Annotated in this window: 15 protein-coding genes; 6 read left to right on the plus strand and 9 right to left on the minus strand. The window is 42.4% G+C overall.

Annotation, left to right across the window (positions count from 1 at the left end):
- Window positions 1-330 precede the first annotated feature (330 nt).
- The 3 genes from plsB (at window position 331) to ACKLNX_RS08935 (ending at window position 5,027) form a co-directional block, all read left to right on the plus strand.
- A complete protein-coding gene (gene plsB, locus ACKLNX_RS08925) occupies window positions 331-2,766 on the plus strand; it encodes a glycerol-3-phosphate 1-O-acyltransferase PlsB (protein ID WP_412972090.1) in 2,436 nt (811 codons plus the stop codon).
- Window positions 2,767-3,240: 474 nt separating this feature from the next.
- Window positions 3,241-4,005 carry a substrate-binding periplasmic protein gene (locus ACKLNX_RS08930; protein ID WP_412972091.1) on the plus strand — a complete coding sequence of 255 codons (765 nt, stop codon included), beginning with the start codon at window positions 3,241-3,243 and terminating at the stop codon, window positions 4,003-4,005.
- A 119-nt stretch (window positions 4,006-4,124) separates the two neighbouring features.
- Window positions 4,125-5,027, plus strand: coding sequence for a hypothetical protein (locus ACKLNX_RS08935; protein ID WP_412972092.1), 903 nt, complete (start codon window positions 4,125-4,127; stop codon window positions 5,025-5,027).
- Window positions 5,028-5,061: 34 nt separating this feature from the next.
- On the opposite strand, the gene ilvA is transcribed toward ACKLNX_RS08935, so the two are convergent.
- Together ilvA and ilvD are read right to left on the minus strand one after the other, a co-directional pair.
- Window positions 5,062-6,627, minus strand: coding sequence for a threonine ammonia-lyase, biosynthetic (ilvA, locus tag ACKLNX_RS08940; RefSeq protein ID WP_412972093.1), 1,566 nt, complete (start codon window positions 6,625-6,627; stop codon window positions 5,062-5,064).
- On the minus strand, window positions 6,627-8,474 hold the full coding sequence (gene ilvD, locus ACKLNX_RS08945; protein ID WP_412972094.1) for a dihydroxy-acid dehydratase: 1,848 nt from the start codon (window positions 8,472-8,474) through the stop codon (window positions 6,627-6,629). Before ilvD ends, ilvA begins: the two co-directional genes overlap by 1 nt.
- Window positions 8,475-8,785: 311 nt before the next feature.
- On the opposite strand from ilvD, the gene ACKLNX_RS08950 reads away from it, so the two are divergent.
- A complete protein-coding gene (locus ACKLNX_RS08950) occupies window positions 8,786-10,558 on the plus strand; it encodes a YifB family Mg chelatase-like AAA ATPase (RefSeq protein ID WP_412972095.1) in 1,773 nt (590 codons plus the stop codon).
- 28 nt (window positions 10,559-10,586) lie between these two features.
- On the opposite strand, the gene ACKLNX_RS08955 is transcribed toward ACKLNX_RS08950, so the two are convergent.
- From ACKLNX_RS08955 to ilvY, 3 genes are all read right to left on the minus strand, one after another.
- Window positions 10,587-10,796 (minus strand): helix-turn-helix transcriptional regulator, encoded by a 210-nt coding sequence (locus ACKLNX_RS08955; RefSeq protein WP_411695345.1) that lies wholly within the window; start codon window positions 10,794-10,796, stop codon window positions 10,587-10,589.
- Window positions 10,793-11,221 carry a hypothetical protein gene (locus tag ACKLNX_RS08960; RefSeq protein WP_412972096.1) on the minus strand — a complete coding sequence of 143 codons (429 nt, stop codon included), beginning with the start codon at window positions 11,219-11,221 and terminating at the stop codon, window positions 10,793-10,795. Before ACKLNX_RS08960 ends, ACKLNX_RS08955 begins: the two co-directional genes overlap by 4 nt.
- Window positions 11,222-11,345: 124 nt before the next feature.
- Window positions 11,346-12,209, minus strand: coding sequence for an HTH-type transcriptional activator IlvY (gene ilvY / locus ACKLNX_RS08965; RefSeq protein WP_412972097.1), 864 nt, complete (start codon window positions 12,207-12,209; stop codon window positions 11,346-11,348).
- 231 nt (window positions 12,210-12,440) lie between these two features.
- Between ilvY and ilvC the strand changes: the two genes are divergently transcribed.
- Together ilvC and ACKLNX_RS08975 are read left to right on the plus strand one after the other, a co-directional pair.
- The gene (ilvC, locus tag ACKLNX_RS08970; RefSeq protein WP_411695348.1) at window positions 12,441-13,919 is read left to right on the plus strand and encodes a ketol-acid reductoisomerase; all 1,479 of its coding nucleotides are present in this window, start codon (window positions 12,441-12,443) and stop codon (window positions 13,917-13,919) included.
- A gap of 399 nt (window positions 13,920-14,318) precedes the next feature.
- Window positions 14,319-14,657, plus strand: coding sequence for a hypothetical protein (locus tag ACKLNX_RS08975; RefSeq protein ID WP_412972098.1), 339 nt, complete (start codon window positions 14,319-14,321; stop codon window positions 14,655-14,657).
- Between the two features lie 228 nt (window positions 14,658-14,885).
- Here the strand turns inward: ACKLNX_RS08975 and ACKLNX_RS08980 are convergent, their stop codons facing one another.
- The 4 genes from ACKLNX_RS08980 to proB all read right to left on the minus strand — a co-directional run bounded on the left by ACKLNX_RS08980 (window position 14,886) and on the right by proB (window position 19,234).
- Window positions 14,886-16,112: a multidrug effflux MFS transporter gene (locus tag ACKLNX_RS08980; RefSeq protein WP_412972099.1), complete on the minus strand. Its 1,227-nt coding sequence runs from the start codon at window positions 16,110-16,112 to the stop codon at window positions 14,886-14,888.
- Window positions 16,112-16,687, minus strand: coding sequence for a carbonate dehydratase (gene can, locus ACKLNX_RS08985; RefSeq protein ID WP_412972100.1), 576 nt, complete (start codon window positions 16,685-16,687; stop codon window positions 16,112-16,114). The genes ACKLNX_RS08980 and can overlap by 1 nt, the downstream gene beginning before the upstream one ends.
- Before the next feature lie 25 nt (window positions 16,688-16,712).
- Complete coding sequence (locus ACKLNX_RS08990; protein ID WP_412972101.1) at window positions 16,713-17,927, minus strand: TonB family protein; 1,215 nt, start codon at window positions 17,925-17,927, stop codon at window positions 16,713-16,715.
- A 185-nt stretch (window positions 17,928-18,112) separates the two neighbouring features.
- A complete protein-coding gene (proB, locus tag ACKLNX_RS08995; protein ID WP_412972102.1) occupies window positions 18,113-19,234 on the minus strand; it encodes a glutamate 5-kinase in 1,122 nt (373 codons plus the stop codon).
- Window positions 19,235-19,327 lie beyond the last annotated feature (93 nt).

The raw sequence follows: 19,327 nt of genomic DNA on the forward strand, positions 1-19,327 counted from the left end.
ACTTTAAGTAAATCATCGTATATTGTTAATACTTATTAATAGCTCGTGAGCAATATTTGTGTTTGAGTTCAGACTCAACTCGGATTTTGTTAGCTCAGTTCATGTTTAAACCGGATAAATTAAATTCCAATTCCGGATTTTCCCTCTAACTTATTGATTTATAAAAACGCTGAATTTAGTTCTAAACTGGATCCCACAAATTCACTTTTGTTTAAAAACTATCCTTTTCGCAACAATCGCTTAAGTGACATGCTAGTGAAAAAGGAATTGAAGAAATGTACAAATGTCATGTTATTATTCATTTGTATTGATTCATATCAGGAAGACTACATGAGTGGCGCACGCGCATTTTTTCGAAAAATACTTACTTCGCCAATCCGTTGGTTAATCTCGGTTAACAGTGTGCCCGCTAATGTAGAGACTGAACTGGGCATAAATAAACAAAAACCCATAATCTACTTACTTCAAACCGAATCCATTGCTGATCTCGTTGCATTGCAGAAATCAACAGCAGGTTTGGGTCTACCCAACCCTGTTGCACCGATAGAGTTTTTAGGTCAAAGCCATAAACGTTGCTATTTTCTAACTCGGCCACAAAGTCTTTTTTCAAGAAAAATTAAGAAGACCAGCATTGAAGACGTCTTCACCAATACCTTTTTATTGCATCGAGAGAATCCCGAACTAGATTTACAAGTTGTGCCCGTATTTATATCGTGGGGAAGATCAACAGGTAAAAAATCATCAGGATTTGCACAACTATTAGCAGATAGAGCCTCTCCGAGCTGGTTGAGAAAGTTCTTTATTTTACTCTTTTTAGGTCGCGATAATGTGGTCAGCTACAGCAAAGCCGTCTCAACTAAACAAATGGCGGAATTGCATGGTTCGAACCAAAGGATCTCACAAAAACTAGTAAGAGTAGCGAGGACTCACTTTCATCGAAAGAGACAAGCTTTAACGGGGCCAACGCTTTTAGAACGTTCAACCTTATATAACTCCTTACTTGGTTCAGACGCAGTCAAACAAGCCATGTTAGAAGACATGCGCTCAAAAAATATCAGCGCACAAGAAGCGAGAAAACTTGCAATAAGCTACATTGACGAAATTGCAGCGGACTATCGCGTGGGTCTAGTGCGCATTGGCGAACGCATTTTAAGCAAGATATGGAACAAAATTTATAACGGTATTCATGTCGGTCATGCATATCGAGTAAGAGAACTAGCCCAGAATGGTCACGAAATTATTTACGTTCCGTGCCATCGCTCACACATGGATTATTTGCTTTTAACCTATGTCATTCACAATGAAGGCTTAGTTACGCCGCATATTGCCGCCGGCATTAACCTCAACTTTTGGCCTGTAGGTAAGATATTCAGAAAAGGCGGTGCTTTCTTTCTTCGACGCAGCTTTGCGGGCAACAAGCTATATAGCACAACCTTCAGAGAGTATTTAGAGTTGTTATTCAACCGCGGCTACTCGGTTAAGTATTATCCCGAGGGTGGGCGCTCAAGAACTGGCAGACTATTACCACCAAAAACCGGCATGCTAGCCATGACCTTGCAAGCTGCGCTAAAAGGGATTAACCGCCCAGTGTCGATTGTTCCGGTTTATCTTGGTTACGAACACGTAATGGAAGTGAAGAGCTACCAGAAAGAATTGAAAGGGAACACTAAAAAGAAAGAGTCCCCTACCCAAGTTTTTTCTGCCATTCGCAAGTTAAAAAATTATGGTCATGGTTTCGTGAACTTTGGCGAGCCTATTCAGATCAATCAGTTTTTAGACAGTAATGTAGACAACTGGCGTGAAACAACACCCGATGATCCAAACAAAAAGCCCGCATGGTTAACGCCAGCAGTAAATCAACTGGCCGATACAATCATGACTCGCATCAATCGAGCCGCAGCTTTGAACGGTACAGCCTTGGTTGCACTTTGCTTGCTATCATCGAAAACGCAAATTATGAGTCAGTCTGAACTCACTGCAGCAATTAGCGATTACTTAGAGTTATTATCAAATGTGCCTTTTAGCGGTGACTTCACATTGCCGGAAGCCGATGCAGAAGAGTTAGTAGAAACAACATTAGCATTGAAGCGTTTCGAGCAGTCGGAAGACGAATACGGAAAAATGATTGCTACCAAAGAAGGTAAAGCTGTTTTACTAACATATTATCGTAACAATATTATGCACGTATTTGCTTTACCCAGCTTAATTATGGCGGTCGTATTTAATAATAAGAAAACCGAAGCGTCGCGTGTAATTGATATGGTTAAAAAGCTTTATCCATTGCTGAAGCGTGAATTCTTCATGCATTATTCACTGGACGAAGCAGTTAAAATCGCTGAACAATTGGTTGAGCAAATGAAGACCCAAGGTTTACTCAGTCAAAGTGAAGAGTATTTAATGCCACCGCCGTCTAGCTCAGACAGCTTCCATTCTGCTTGGTTACTGAGTCGTGCAATGCAAGAGACATGGCAACGCTATGCGGTTGTTTTAAGTGTATTGGAAAAAGAGAAATCCTTAGCTCGCACTCAATTAGAAAAACAAAGCTGTGTTGTTGCTGAAAGGCTGTCTACTTTGTATGGCATGAGCTCACCGGAATTTTACGATAAAAATGTACTAGGCTCATTCGTGAATGCCTTACGCGAAAATAAGCTACTCAACACACTCGATAGCGGCACTTTAGAGTTCTCTGAAGACAGCCGAGCCTTAAAAGAAGCGATCATGGAATTAGTTTGGCCTGAAATTGCTCAGCATTTAGAGAAGATTTAAAGCTATAGTGCAATATTTGAAGCAATTCTTGCTTGTGCATAATACTGTTCGTTAAAGCCTTTTACTAACTCTATCAATCTCAGCATCGCAGCAGATAGACGGAGATTACTGCCTTCGCAGTAAAGACGAGGGGCTTTTAAAGCTTGCACGAACAGTATTATGCCGCTTTAAGAAAGACGAGGGGCTTTTAAAACTTGCACGACCAGTATTATGCCGTTTTAAGAAAGACGAGGGGCTTTTAAACCTAGCACGAACAGTATTGTGCCGCTTTAAGAGAGACGAGGGGCTTTTAAACCTTGCACGAACAGTATTATGCCGCTTTAAGAATGACGAAGGGCTTTTAAACCTTGCACGAACAGTATTATGCCACTTTCAGAATGACGTGGTCTTAAGCAAGGATGAAAGTGGACTTGTTGAATAGCTCATGCAACTCGTTTATTCTGAAATCAACGTTCTTTATTGTTAAGCGGCAGAATGAATCGATATAAAAGTTTCATTGGGACTCTAGTTCTCAGCATCTTGGTTTTCAGTGCCGAATGTCACTCATGGCAAAACAATACCCTTCCTAAAATAAACTTCGGCTATTCAGAGTTCGCACCCTACACTTACACAGATGAAAAGGGTCTAGCGGTTGGAGAGGTGACCGAGATTATTAAGAAGGTAGTGATTGACTCAGGTTATGAATTCACTGCTTATCCCGGCCCTAATCGACGCTTATTCAGAAATATGGTGACGGATAAAATTGACTTACTCATGGTCGTCCCTTTTACCAGCCCTGGTTCAGACAAATTAATATTTGGAGAGAAAGTATTTGATACTTTGGATATGTCTGTCTTTTGGTTGGCAGACAAAACGCCTCCTATTAGTAATATATCTCAATTACAGGGAACACCACTTATCACCATCGCAGGATACAGTTATGGTGGCGCGTTCAGAGGAGAAGGGGCGTTAGTGAGCAATGAACGCTTTAACTCAGAAAATCATCCGCGCGCTTTGAAAGCGCTTGTTCAACAACGCGCACAATACTTATTAGCCTACAAGAAGCCGGCTCTGTTTTACCTTAATTCAGATCCAAGTTTGAAACTACATTCTTACACCCTTGAAAAGATACCTCTAGTGTTGTCTATTAGGCGAAACTATCCAAACGCTGAGCAAGTTCTAAAAGAAATTGAAACACGCTATGCCGAACTGTTCCCTGTGCGTTTTCTAACTTTAAACCCAATTCTACCAAATGAGTAAGTTGGTTTAATTTAAAACGACGCTAAGCAAGATTTTATTTAAGTAAAACCTAGGCTTATTGTGTAGAGACTGTATGTAGACTATGCTAACTAATCCTTTAATTAATATACAGGTAGTAGATGAAGTCGTTTTTCCTAGTTATATGCTACTTGTTGCCTTTCTTTGTTCATGCAAGTGAGGAAGTAGACGAGATTTTCTACCCTCAGCCTACAGGAAAGGCGGATGTCAGAGACAAATACTTTTACGAATTACTGCAATTATCATTAGAAAAATCCATCGATAAGTTTGGGGCATATTCTTTAAAGTACGCTGAGATTGAACTTCCGAGTACACGAATTCCCGTTGAAATGAGCCGCGGTCAATATGTTAATGTTTTAACTTCCCCTACGAGTACTCAACTTGAGTCTATGGTACTTCCGATTAAAATTCCCTTAGTGAAGGGGATCCAAGGTTTGCGGCTACTGTTAATAAAAAAAAGCAAACAAGCGCAGTTCGCTGAAGTAGAAAACCTTAATCAACTTACGAATTTTATATTAGGACAAGGCAAAGGATGGCTAGACACTATCGTATTTAACGAGGCTGGTTTAGACGTTGCAACATCTACGGAATATCATGTGCTTTTTAAAATGCTTGCCTTCGACCGCTTCGATGCATTTCCTAGAGGCTTAAATGAAATATACCGAGAACTAGATGAGCGGAAGACAGTTTATCCAGAATTTGCAGTCGAGCAGAAATTAGTTATTTATTACGACTTACCCGTCTACTTTTTTGTTCAATTAGGGGACGAAAGACTGCATGACAGAATTCAGTATGGTTTGAATAACGCGCTCGAAGATGGCAGTTTTGACCAACTCTTTTTTGACTATTATGGTAAGGATATTATCAATGCCAAGCTTCATAATCGGACCTTATTCTATCTGCCAAATAAATTTGTACCCGTCATTGATAAACCGCAATATAGGCAGTTTTGGTTACCCTTTATTCTAGAGAAAACGGCAACATTAGATGCCCCTCTCGATTAGCCTCTCTCGTTCAAAAATGTCTAAGATCGAAGCTTCATTTCTGCCCAGATAAAAACAAACGATACGCTGGATTGTCTTGATGTTCATGCACATCAAAACCGAGTTCTTTCACATGTAAATCAAACAACTCTCTTTTATTATCTTCTATATCGAAGCCCGCTAGCACCAGCCCTTCGGCAGCACCATGATTGCGATAATGAAACAGGGTTATATTCCATTGCTCACCAAGCTTGCTCAAAAAGTGCATCAATGCGCCAGGGTATTCTGGGAATGAGAATGAAAATATATGCTCGTTTATGGGTTCTTGCGGTTTACCACCTACCATATGGCGAACGTGCAACTTAGCTAATTCATTATCCGACATATCAAAACACTCGTAACCGTTCTTATTCAGTCGTTTTAATAATGCCTGCAACTCAGCCATGCCGCGTTTTAGCTTCACTCCTACAAAGATATGCGCTTCATCGCCTTTCGCAAAACGATAATTAAACTCTGTGATGGTGATGCCACCAAGCATTGTGCAGAATGCTTTGAAAGAGCCTTTCGTTTCAGGAATTTTTACCGCAAACACCGCTTCTTTTTGCTCGCCTAACTCACAGCGTTCAGACACATAACGAAGCGTGTGGAAATTGATATTTGCGCCACACAAAATACCACCAATGACTGCGCCTTGAAGCTTGTATTGTTTGCTGTATTTTCGGATCGCTGCTACGGATAATGCGCCCGCCGGTTCAGCAATAACGCGCGTATCATCGAAGATATCTTTAATTGCCGCACAAATCTCATCATTACTAACCGTGATAACGTCATCTAAATATTCTTGGCACAAACGAAATGTTTCGCTACCAATCGTTTTAACTGCAACGCCATCGGCGAATATACCTACCGTTGGTAAGGTAACCGGAGCGCCTTTTTCCATTGCCGCTTTTAAACAAGCCGATTCAACGGACTCAACACCGATTATTTTAATATCTGGACGTATTTGTTTGATATATATAGCGATGCCAGCAGCTAATCCGCCGCCGCCAACCGCAACGAAGAGGTATTCTAAATTAGGGTTTTGTTCCAGCATCTCTTTTGCAATAGTGCCTTGCCCAGCGATCACATCTGGATGATCAAAAGGCGGTATCATTGAGAAACCTTGTTCTTTGCAAAGTGTTCTAGCTACATCATTAGCTTGGTCAAAACTTGTCCCCGACTGCACAACGGTCACATTGCTGCCACCAAATCGCTTTACGGCTTCTACTTTGATATCTGGCGTCGTTTCTGGCATAACGATGGTGGCTTTGATATTGAGCTTTTTCGCTGCATAAGCAACACCTTGGGCGTGGTTTCCTGCTGAGGCTGCAACAACACCAGCCGCTTTTTTCTCATCACTGAGTTGGCGTATACAATTATACGCACCACGAATTTTGAAAGACTTCACCGGCTGCTGGTCTTCGCGCTTCAAATACACTTTGTTCTTCAGCTCTGCCGACAAGCTTGAGAGATAATCCAAATCAGAATTAATTGCGGCCTCATATACTGGGGCACACAAGATCTTCGTTAAATATTGATAAGGCGTTTTTTCGCTTGTGGTTTTTACACTACTTAAAGTCATTAGTAATCCAGTTTTGATGGGTCACGAACGGCGCCTTTATCAGCGCTTGATGCCAACATAGCAAACACTTTCAATGCGGTGCTTACTTCACGCTTTCTATCCACTGGCTTCCAGGGGGTCGCCGAATTATTCATCGCGTTTCTTCTAGCTTGCAATTGTGCATCATCGAGCACCAAATTCATTGTTCGATTAGGAATGTCGATAGCGATAGTGTCACCATTTTGCACTAAAGCGAGTCCACCGCCACTAGCCGCTTCTGGTGAACAGTGACCAATAGAGAGACCAGATGTACCACCAGAAAAGCGCCCATCTGTGATCAAAGCGCACTCTTTACCTAAACCTTTCGACTTCAAATATGAGGTTGGGTAAAGCATTTCTTGCATGCCTGGGCCGCCCTTTGGTCCTTCATATCGAATAACCACAACTTCACCCGACTTAACTTCATCATTCAAGATACCCGCAACGGCATCGTCTTGGCTTTCGTATACGCGAGCTGGGCCTGTGAATTTATGAATAGACTCATCAACACCCGCAGTTTTCACGATGCAGCCATTTTCAGCTAAATTACCAAATAAAACAGCTAAACCGCCCTCTAAACTAAAGGCGTTTTCAATACTGCGAATACAACCTTTTTCGCGGTCAACATCAGCCGATGGATAGCGACAACTTTGACTGAAAGCTTGGGTTGTTCTAATGCCAGCAGGGCCCGCTTTATAGAATTCTAGAGCTTTTTCATTTTGTGGATTGGTAATATCCCATTCGGCAATCACTTCTTTCATACTCTTGCCAAGTACATGAGGGTTGTCACCGTGTAGAAGACCGGCTTTATTCAGTTCATTTAGAATGCCCATGACACCACCTGCTCTGTGCACATCTTCCATGTGATATTCGGGTGTGGAAGGCGCTACTTTGCATAAATGCGGTACTTTGCGTGACAGACGATCAATATCATCCATGGTGAATTCAACTTCACCTTCAATCGCGGCGGCTAGCAAATGTAGAATGGTATTGGTTGAGCCACCCATCGCGATATCTAGGCTCATCGCATTTTCGAACGCCTTAAAGTTCGCAATATTTCTTGGCAATGCTGTTGGATCGTTATCACCATACCAACGCTTGCATAAATTAACGATTTCAACACCTGCTTGCTTAAACAAACCTTCACGGTCGGCATGAGTTGCCAGCATTGAACCATTGCCGGGTAATGACAAACCTAGCGCTTCGGTTAGGCAGTTCATTGAGTTTGCGGTGAACATGCCTGAGCAAGAACCACACGTTGGGCAAGCTGAGCGTTCTATTTGATCTGAATCTTCTTGAGATACTTTATCGTCAGCGGCTGCGACCATCGCATCAACGAGATCGAGCTTGATAAGTTGATCGCTTAGTTTTGTTTTCCCTGCTTCCATCGGGCCACCCGAAACAAAGATGACAGGTACGTTAAGGCGCATAGCTGCCATCAACATGCCTGGGGTAATTTTGTCGCAGTTTGAAATACACACGATTGCGTCGGCGCAATGCGCGTTAACCATATATTCCACAGAGTCGGCGATGATTTCGCGCGAAGGAAGGCTATACAGCATGCCGCTGTGCCCCATTGCGATGCCATCATCAACCGCTATGGTATTGAATTCTTTTGCAACGCCACCTGCGGCTTCAATACTGCGCGCGACGAGTTGCCCCATATCTTTAAGGTGCACATGACCAGGCACAAACTGAGTGAAGGAGTTGGATACGGCAATAATCGGCTTCCCAAAATCACCATCTTTCATGCCAGTCGCTCGCCATAGTGCTCTTGCACCCGCCATATTTCGGCCTTGAGTAGATGTTGCTGAACGTAATTTAGGCATTGCTTTCTCCTGCTATCGCATCAATAAGGATTAGGGCTTTTAAAACAAAAAAACCCTCTATAAAAGAGGGTTTTGTGAATTCTGAGAATGCACTGCGCCCTCGCTCAACTAACGCTTACACACTATTTATGGCTAAGTCGTTGTTGCGAAGATGCTTGAAAAATATTGATTCATATTGTCGTCACTCGGTCAATGTGCCTGAATTAAAGGCGCTTCGCAAGCACTTCTTGAAAAAACTGCTACAAAGTCCAGCTGATTTTCCCCTGCTCATCAAATAGGCTATACGCATAAAAACCATTAGGATTTAATTCATGTCTTTATCTATTGTTTATACCCGAGCCAATTTGGGTGTTGATGCACCTTTGGTCACTATTGAAGTGCACTTATCTAATGGTCTACCTGCGTTTAATTTGGTGGGGCTGCCAGAAACGACCGTGAAAGAATCGCGCGATCGTGTGCGCAGCGCTCTGATCAATAGCGACTTTGAGTTTCCATGTAAACGCATTACCGTAAACATGGCACCCGCCGACTTACCAAAAGGCGGAAGTCGTTTCGATTTGGCAATTGCTATTGGCATTATTGCCGCGAGTGAGCAACTGAAAAGAGTCGACTTACTGCAATACGAGTTCATCGGGGAACTCGCTCTTTCTGGTGACCTCAGAGCAATTCAAGGCGCATTACCCATGGCTTTTGCTGCTTCTAAATCTAAGCGACAACTTGTATTGCCGGTAAGTAACGGAGACGAAGCGAGCCTTGTGAGTAACGCTCAAATTGTGGCTGCGAAATCACTCACTGAGGTTTACTTACATCTATCTAATCGGCAAAAAATTGCGCCTCACATCATCAAAAAAACAAAGCAAGAAGCGTCTGTTTACGGAGATATGTCTGACATTGTTGAACAGCATCACGCCAAGCGCGCATTAGAGATTGCCGCTGCAGGTGCGCACAATATTCTTTTCTTTGGCCCCGCGGGAACTGGAAAAAGCATGCTAGCGAATCGACTACTTTCTATCATGCCAGAACTTGATGAGGAATCTGCGCTTACTTCTGCTTCAATTCGCTCTATTTCAGGCGATAAAATTTGCCCAGCGACATGGCGTAACCGAGCATTCAGACAACCTCACCATACAAGTTCCGCTACTGCACTGGTAGGTGGCGGAACCTACCCCAAACCCGGGGAAATTTCTTTGGCGCATAAGGGCGTTTTGTTCTTGGATGAGCTACCTGAATTCGGTCGTCACATACTCGATGTATTGCGTGAGCCAATGGAGACAGGCGAAATCAATATTTCTAGGGCAGCACAAAAAGTTGTCTACCCAGCGGAGTTTCAACTAGTTTGCGCAATGAATCCAAGTCCAACAGGGGACATAGATGATCAGCGAGCAAACCCAGATCAGGTCTTACGTTATTTGAATCGAATCTCTGGCCCATTCTTGGACCGAATTGACTTGCAAGTGAATGTTCCGCGAATTGATCTAGGCAAAGCTCTGCAAGTGAAACACCAAAGTAAAATGGCGACCGAGTTTTCACAACAGCGAAGCAACAATAATGTGCATCATCTAAAAGCCACTGCTAATTCGGACATTTCGACGTCGATGTCCTCTCAAGCCGAAGAAGCAAACATAGCAGCGCGAAAAGATCATAGGGCAACAGATGTAAAGCAGGAAAATAATGTAGAAATCAATATATCGCAGAGGAAGCAAGGGGAAACCAATTCATCGCGTGCCGAACAAGGAGAAGGAAGTGAGCATCCGCAGCTCGCTGTAGACCTGGAAACAAGCGCCATCGTAAAAGCGAGAGTAGTAGCCGCACAAGAGAGACAAATGGAGCGCCAAGGTAAGCTAAATAAATGTTTAAGTGGAAAGGAGATTGAGCAGTACTGCCCGCTTAGTGAAACTGAAAGTTTATTTTTGAGTAAGGCAATGCAAAGCATGAATTTATCGATGCGTGCTTACCATCGAACTATGCGGGTTGCACGCACCATTGCTGACTTAGATTGCGCAGATCGAGTGAATCAGCGGCATTTGGCCGAAGCGCTTAGTTTCCGGAGCTTCGACCGTATGCTAAATGAACTTACCGGCTAGGCAAGTTCTAATCTTCAGCAGCGCTAACTTATTCGATAACGGCGTCTTCTTCAGATTGAAACAAAACTTCAATTTGCATACCGAATAATTTCGCCGCTTTAAATGCCAAGGATAAACTCGGGTCATACTTACCCTTTTCTATCGCTATGATGGTTTGCCGTGACACATCCAATTCGCGCGCGAGATCGGCCTGCGTCCAATCGCGTTCTGCCCGGAGTACTTTGAATTTATTTTTCATGAGTACTTCCTTGTAGCCACCAACATCGCTACGCCATAGGATATACCCATTACAAAAAGGACACTTGAAGGGTTGGGTTCAAATTCAACTAAACGAACGGCCTCAAGTAAACCAAATACTGCCCCAAACACCATACTAACGCCAAGTGAAAATGCCATCGCAACGAAATGGATACGCTGTTGAAGCTCATCTAAATCCAATAAATATTGCTTATTTGCCATGATCATTTTGTAACCCATCAGTATGTTAATGGCGATAGCCGATACCGTGATTACTTGGCCATAATCCCATAAAAATTTCGGACCGAAAGCCACAAGGGCTAGGCTACACAACCAAGCGCCGGTCCAAACCGCGAGTGATCTAGTATTGCGCTTACATTTGTCTGCCATGCTGATTTTGTCTGTAGAACTTTGAATAGTAGTCATAATGTTACCTTTTAATGTTAGTTTGTCGATAATTCAAGGTAAAGCGTCCTTTACTTAATGATAAGTTAAGCTTACTTTTGATTAATGTCAAGGAAACATTACTTTTTGTTTTGATGTTCGTACATTAAGTATCAAAAAGTTCAATCATGGCACGTATCAATGCCTCATTCTCTCGCTCTCTTAAAAAGCATATTCCTAGCGAGTAGGCTTCTATGTCCTTCACTTCAATACTCGTCACTTTGGATTTCGCCACTGAGTTATCCAGCACAATTTGCGGCACAAAACCGATCGCCAAGCCCAGAGCCACCATGCTCACAATCGCTTCATTACCAGACACACTTGCGTAAACTCTGGGTTTCACTCCATGTTCTGCAAACCAATGGTTTATAATTCTTTTTGAAGGTCCTCGAGCTGGCATCACCACGCTATGCTCATGCCACTTTACCTCGTCGATGTGAGAGACTTGAAGTGACTTGGGCACAATTAAAACCAGTGGCACTTCTTCTAGTTGAATAAAAGACAAATGCGAAGGGAACTCGGGCGTATGAATAGTGATCGCTAAATCTGCTTTGTGCTGTTGCACATTATCAATTGCTAGTGAGTGATCGCCCGTATCTAGCTTAATCTCGATTTGTGGATATTGTGCATAAAGCTTATCGAGTAGGGTGGGAAGATGACTTTGACTCGCTGTCACCGAACAATACAAGGACAAACAACCGCTCAACTGCGTTTGTTGCTGGCCTATATCAGCGCGAACCTGCAGCCACTCATTAATCGTTAGATCAGCAAACTCCAAAAATCGTTGCCCTGCCGCCGTTAATTTAACACTGCGATTATTGCGAACGAACAAAGCGGCACCGCACTCTTCTTCCAATCTTGAAATTGCTCTGGAGAGCGTTGGAGGAGAGACAAACATTGCCTGAGCTGTTTTACTAAAGTGCAAACTCTTGGCCAAGTGTCGAAACATTTGTAAGGCTTTTAGTTCCATTATTTACTCGCATTAAATAGTCTTTGATTGTCAGCTTTCACTAATAGTAAAACTTAATATTTCATAATATGAAATATTAAGTTTCAAATATATCACTTTATAAAAGATTATTTAGTTCTTATTATCGAATCATGTCGTCACGGACACAAAAATTAACACTCATTCAGATATGCAATATGACTAATTGAGTGCGATGCTTGAAAAGCAGATTCAGAACTAATCGGATAGAAAATGACAAATTATTTCAATACATTACCTTTACGCAAACAACTCGACCAATTGGGTCAGTGCCGGTTTATGCACCGAGACGAATTTGCGGATGGTTGTGATTACTTAAAAGGCCAATCGATTGTTATCGTAGGGTGTGGCGCTCAAGGTTTGAATCAAGGCTTGAACATGCGCGACTCTGGTCTAAATGTTAGCTACGCTTTGCGCCAAGCTGCTATTGACGAAAAACGCGATTCGTATGTAAGAGCATCATCAAACGGTTTTGAAGTCGGTACTTATCAAGATTTAGTTCCTGGTGCAGATTTAGTTTACAACTTAACACCTGACAAACAGCATTCTAGTGTTGTCGAAGCGGTCATGCCTTTAATGAAAAAAGGCGCGACGCTTAGCTACTCACATGGTTTTAATATCGTTGAAGAAGGGCAAAAAATTCGCTCTGATATCACCGTTGTGATGTGCGCGCCAAAATGCCCTGGTACGGAAGTACGTGAAGAATATAAACGCGGTTTTGGTGTGCCAACACTCATTGCCGTTCACCCTGAAAACGATCCTGAAAATAAAGGTTGGGCAACTGCAAAAGCATTAGCTAGTGCAACTGGCGGCGATAGAGCCGGTGTTTTAGAAAGTTCATTCGTCGCAGAAGTGAAATCTGACTTGATGGGCGAACAAACAATTTTATGTGGCATGCAACAAGCCGGTGCCATCCTAGCATATGACAAGATGGTTGCCGATGGCGTTGATCCAGCATACGCAGGTGCCTTGGTACAATATGGTTTAGAAGCGATTACCGAAGCACTTAAGATTGGCGGCGTAACCAACATGATGGACCGCTTATCTAACCCAGCCAAAATTGTCGCTCACGAATTATCAGTAGAACTAACAACAATGATGCGTCCACTATTTGAGAAGCATCAAGATGACATTATTAGCGGCCACTTCTCCACTACAATGATGGAAGATTGGGCTAACGGTGATGCGAATCTATTGAAATGGCGCGAAGAAACGGGCCAATCAGGTTTTGAGAATGCGCCAGTTTATGAAGGTAAAATTTCAGACCAAGAATTTTTTGATAAAGGCATCTTGCTAGTTGCCATGATAAAAGCCGGTGTTGAACTCGCATTCGACGTGATGGTTGAAGCTGGTATTTTACCAGAGTCTGCTTACTACGAGTCGCTACATGAAACGCCTCTTATCTCAAATACCATCGCAAGAAAGCGTTTGTATGAGATGAATGTGGTTATTTCAGATACGGCTGAATACGGTAACTATCTATTCGCTAATGCAGCAGTACCTTTGTTAAAAGAGAAATTAATGCCAAACATTACTGCCGAACATATCGGTGGTGGTTTAACAGGGCAGTCCAATGCAGTGGACAATATGAAACTCGTACAGGTTAACAAGGCAATTCGTTCTCATGGAGTGGAAAGTGTCGGTGAAAAGCTTCGCGGATACATGACCGATATGAAAGCAATTGTAGAATAAGTTTAGTTGAAGTTTGCGTAGCCAGTTTTCTAATCCCTTGCTGGCTATGCAATTTTCCACTAATCAGTATTCTTTATACTAGTTTCGAACATTTTCTGTCGTTAGGTGCTTTAACTAAGCTCCTTTTGCCCGGCCTTTTGGTCGGGCTTTTTATATTTAGTTGTAAAATTTAGCTCGAAAAACCCCCGTCGTCACAAATGCCGTGTAGCCAAAAAGATACAAACTGAAAGTTTGAAGTTATTTATCATTACTAAAGTCTATAAATCGGCCTATAGCAGGCAAATAAACACGCTTTAGCTATTGAAACTGCTGAATAAGACTATATGCTTACACTCGACTTTTCTTTGCGTATTAAATGCAAAGGTTAGTTATCACTGAAGATACATTTGGAAATACTATATGCAACCGATGACATCAAGATACACTCAAATAGGCGATTGGATATTTGAAGTTAAAATGGTGAGAGCGTTGAGAGTCAGAAATTATGGTGAAGCTTACACAGGTTCAGCTAACATGACTATCAACGGCGATTCAGCGTACATAGATACACAAATGACCAGGGAAGGTGATAACTTTTCTAGAGTAGATTTTTTAGCGTTCTACAAGTTTTGTCAGATGCTAGAATTGAAACAGACATGTTACGATAAGATGAAAAACGGACAACGTGTCTCTAAAACGATTGATATTGTGGATAACTCAGCTTCTCACTCTCATTTAAAAGTAGCTTATTCAAAATAAGTGATAGACTCTACAGCGGAGATTAGCCAGCAGTAAGGTCTGATACACGAAATTCTGATATAAGAAATGTATGACCCAAGCTTAGCTGCTAGCTAATGATATTAATTAGCTCCAAAAACGTAATTAACATGTATTACGAGTTGTAGTTTATTTAGAAATTAAAAAAAGGGTGATGTAAAAGCGACCTAGTTATATGGGTCACTTTACTATCGCCCTTTTTTATACCTATCAATCTGCCGCTGGCGTTCTCTTTGCATACTGCACAGCGAAAAACGAGAGAACCGAAAATAGTAAAAAACCAAGAGCGATTGGTATCACGTTGTCACTCAAGAATAGGTTAATAATGGTTGCAATCGGTACCGCGACGATACTTGTGAATGACCCTATAAAGGCAGCACCTAAGCCTGCAATATGACCAACAGGTAACATCGCTAGTGCGTTTAAATTCCCAAACAACATACCGATAAAAAAGAAACCAAAAAATAGCGTGCTGATGAAAAGCCACAGCGGTGGAATACCTTCAAAGTACAAAGTGATCACAGTTAATGCAATACCGAAAACCATCGAGAAGAAAAGTGCACGATCGCAAATCGAGCGCATTCCCCACTTCATCACCATCATACCGTTAAAGAATGATGCAAGACCTATAGAAAAGGCTAAGGTTGCGAAGACTAAAGGGAACCAGACACCGGTATCATAAATTTCTTGGAATATCGTTTGTGAAGCACTTAAGTACGCAAGAAAGGAACCAAAGATGAATCCCATTGCAAAGGAGTAGCCCATCACTTGAGGCTGCCTCAACAACCACCAGCATGAACGGAAAAAGTGATGCCAAGCGAACTTCTGGCGATTCGCTCTTATTAGTGTTTCTGACTGACGCAGGAAAAACCAAATACCGGATATAATCGCGACAATCCAAAACACGGTGAATATTTCACGCCAATGAAAATGCTCCATGACTGCTTGACCTACCAAAGGAGCAATCATGGGCACGAGAATAAAAATTACGGTAATAAAAGACATGATGCGAGCCATTGCTTCGCCTTCATATTGATCTCTGATAACCGCCATTGAGGCTACTCTTGGGCCTGATACGCCGAAAGCTTGAATGAGTCTGCCAATCAGCAACACCTCAATACTTTGGGCGAAGTAACACACGAAAGTACCTAGAATGAATATGATCAAACCAACAAGAATTGTTAGCCTGCGTCCTCGCGCATCTGAAAATGGCCCAAAGAATATTTGGCCCAGAGCCATCCCCCCAAAAAACAGAGATATAACGAGGTAAGTTTGTTGCGGGCTGCTGCTGTTTAAGTCTAAGCCAATTTGATTCAGTGCTGGCAACATCGCGTCGATACTTAAGGCAACGAGCGATGTCAGCAAAGCCATTAAGGCAATAAATTCCAACAACGGCAATGGTGGCTTTACAGCTTTTACTGCCGCAGGTGTTGTCATCAAAGAACCGTTATCTTGCCGTTACGCAGGCTGTATATCCAACTGTGGATTTTAACGTCTTGATCGCGTTTCACAGCATCCTGGTAGACAGAAGTGCGGCGCACATTCTCGGCTTGTTGTAATACATTCAGTTCGCAAAGTTTGGCTGCTCTTTCTTCTGGAGGAAGCGAATCAAGCAGGGCTTTATTCTCGTCGGCGGTATCTTTGATATGTGCCAACCAGTTATCGATTAAACCGAAGCTTTCAGTGCCCATAGCCGCTTCAACACCGCCACAACCATAGTGGCCACAAACGATCACATGCTTCACTTTTAGCACATCAATAGCGTATTGCAAAACCGTCAAACAGTTAAAGTCGGTGTGCACGACCATGTTCGCGACATTTCTGTGAACAAAAATATCACCCGGTAGTAAATCAACGATCTGATTTGCTGGTACGCGACTGTCTGAACACCCAATCCATAAGTAAATCGGCTTTTGTTGCTTTGATAGTTTATTAAAAAACTCTGGATCAGCTTTATCTGTCTCTTCCGCCCAACGTATGTTGTTGTCTAGTAATTTTTGAATTTCTTTCATGATAACTCACTTTAGTGAACAGATATTATTCTCGAATGAAGTCGACGGTGATCTCAAAACCCGTCGCTATGAAGAACTCGCCATCGACACATTTTGGCGCAAAGTACCACTGTTTTAAAGCGGCAATAGCGTATTTGTTGAAGGCAATATGAGTGCTGTTCTCAATTTCTATATTAATTGCTGTTCCCGTCTTACTAATATCAAACGCAATAGTAACAGATGCTTTGTTGGTATCTGTTTTCGCCACTTTCTCTGAAGGGAAACGCGGCATAACTCGATGTAAGGCTACTTTCTCACCATCCCAAACTCTATCTTTGCCAACCAGCTGGCTATGAAAGCCTGCTTTCTCAGCATTATTTTTACGTGCATATAACGACGTCAAATGAGCATGCGCAACCGTTCTAAAACCATGCATATCAGTACTTTGACTTTGTGGCAGTGCCAAGGCTTTTTCTAGTGTCTGTAAGGCATCTTTATTTTTTTGCATGCCATACAAAACTTGCCCAAGGTAAACCAAAGATTCTGCATATACGGGGGATGATTCACCAAGATGCTTCTTCGCATCAATACTAAATTGCTTAGCCATATCCAGCAATTGACTGTTTTTTTCAGCCCATCGATTGCTGATTGCTGTTTTTACCGTATGCCCGAGAAACAAAAGTGCATTTTCTGGCATAAACGAAACGAGTTCTTTTGTTACTGCGAGCAATTTAACAATCGCTTTATCGCGCGCAAATTGCGTTATCCCTAAGTCTTCAGCTAGCAACTGCTTCGCTTTGTAAGCAGTATGCAATAAATTAATAATATCAAGTAAGGCAAAGTAATAAGCTTGGCTTTCGTCGCCCTGAGTTTCCTCATAATACTCTATCACTGAAGCATAGTTGGCAGCTGAACGAGAATAATCACCGGTCGTCAAATACGCATTGGCTAAGTTTTGTTGCAATAAGAAGGTGTTCTGATGACGTGGACCAAACTTTGCCTTACCAAGCTGATAAGTTTGTTCGGCGACAATCACTAAGTAAGCTGATGATGCATTGTTTGAGCTAATGACTGCGATGTATTCTTTATAAGCATCACGAAAAGTAGTGAGGGGCTCTATTTCATCAACATCCGCAACAGCTTTGGTCGTCGCATTTCCATAACCGACAAATACGGTCGCTAATGCGAGGGCAAGTACCTTATGGCGCTGACTGAAGCTTGTAAGTAAGCCATCATCTTCCAAGCTATGAATGTTTATCATATATTTGTTTACATCATCAGGCTCAAATGCCCGTTATTATTATTATTTGATGCTCAAGCATGGCAAATACAGCCAAGTTTACATCGTTAATTACTCTCGCTATAAAGCGCGAAGCGAGTTATTAAGCACAAGCATGCACCACAACTGGCCTAGACTCAAATATTTTTAGTACTATAGGACAAATATTAGCGTAAATTCTGACGCAAATTTTGGCTTAATACCAAATCATCTCGGTGGATTGCCTCTTCACCATGACTAAAACCAAGCACGCTCTCAATGCGACTGCTGTTCAACCCTTTAATGGAACGTAGCTCGCTATGAGAGTACAAGCTAATACCTTTGGCAATCACACTTCCTTCGTACAAAATATCGACTGCATCGTTACTCTTGAAGTTACCACTTACTTCACTTATACCTACCGCCAAAAGTGAAGCACCTTTTTCCGAAAGCGCAAGATAAGCGCCTTTATCGATGTTCAGTGTGCCGTTAGATTTTACCGTGTGAGACAACCATTTATGCTTTGCAGAGCGCAGATTATTAGTGGCTTTAAACAAAGTTCCGGGACACATTCCTTGCGACAATGCATCAAACACTGAAGCGTGTCTGCCATTTACCAATAAAGTTTGAACGCCACTTTCTCCGCATTTTTGAGCCGCTTGAAGTTTGGTGATCATGCCGCCTGTCCCTACTGCACTGCCAGCACCTCCGGCTAGTGCACTAATTTCCGGCGTAATAACATCGACGCAAGGCAGTAATTCGGCATCCGGATTTTTACGAGGATCGGCGTTGAACAAGCCGTCAACATCGGTACAAATTATCAGTGTGTCGGCTTGAGCTACAAGTGCGGTATGGGCAGCGAGATTATCATTGTCGCCTACCTTGATCTCATCAACAGCCACGGTGTCATTTTCGTTCACGATAGGAAGGGCGTGATTAGCGAGTAGTTCTCTTAATGTGTTTTTTACGTTTACGTAACGGCGACGATCATGCAAATCATCAAGCGTTAATAGAATTTGCGCACAAGGGAAGTCGAAAAAGCGCGCCCAATTGGCCATCATTTGCGTCTGACCTATAGCGGCCATGGCTTGTTTTTCGGCAATGGTCGCTTGTAAACCCGTTTTTATGGAACTGCGACCCGCCGCAACACTGCCGGAAGATACAATAATGACCTCTTTGCCCTGTTGACGACTGGCAGTAATAAACTTTGCAATAGATAACAAATACTCAGCGCTGCAACCCTTGCCATTAGGCGAGATTAAAGCACTACCGATTTTGATTACGGCCCTTTGCCATGAAAAAGAAGTCATTATTCGCTTTTTGTTACAAAATTTTTATAGTTATTGAGAATACTGTATTCAGCTTGATTAACAAGGAGAATTCAAGGTTTCGCTGATAAATAA

The sequence above is a fragment of the Glaciecola sp. MF2-115 genome, assembly GCF_047250385.1.
In the GTDB taxonomy this organism is placed as follows: Bacteria; Pseudomonadota; Gammaproteobacteria; order Enterobacterales; family Alteromonadaceae; genus Glaciecola.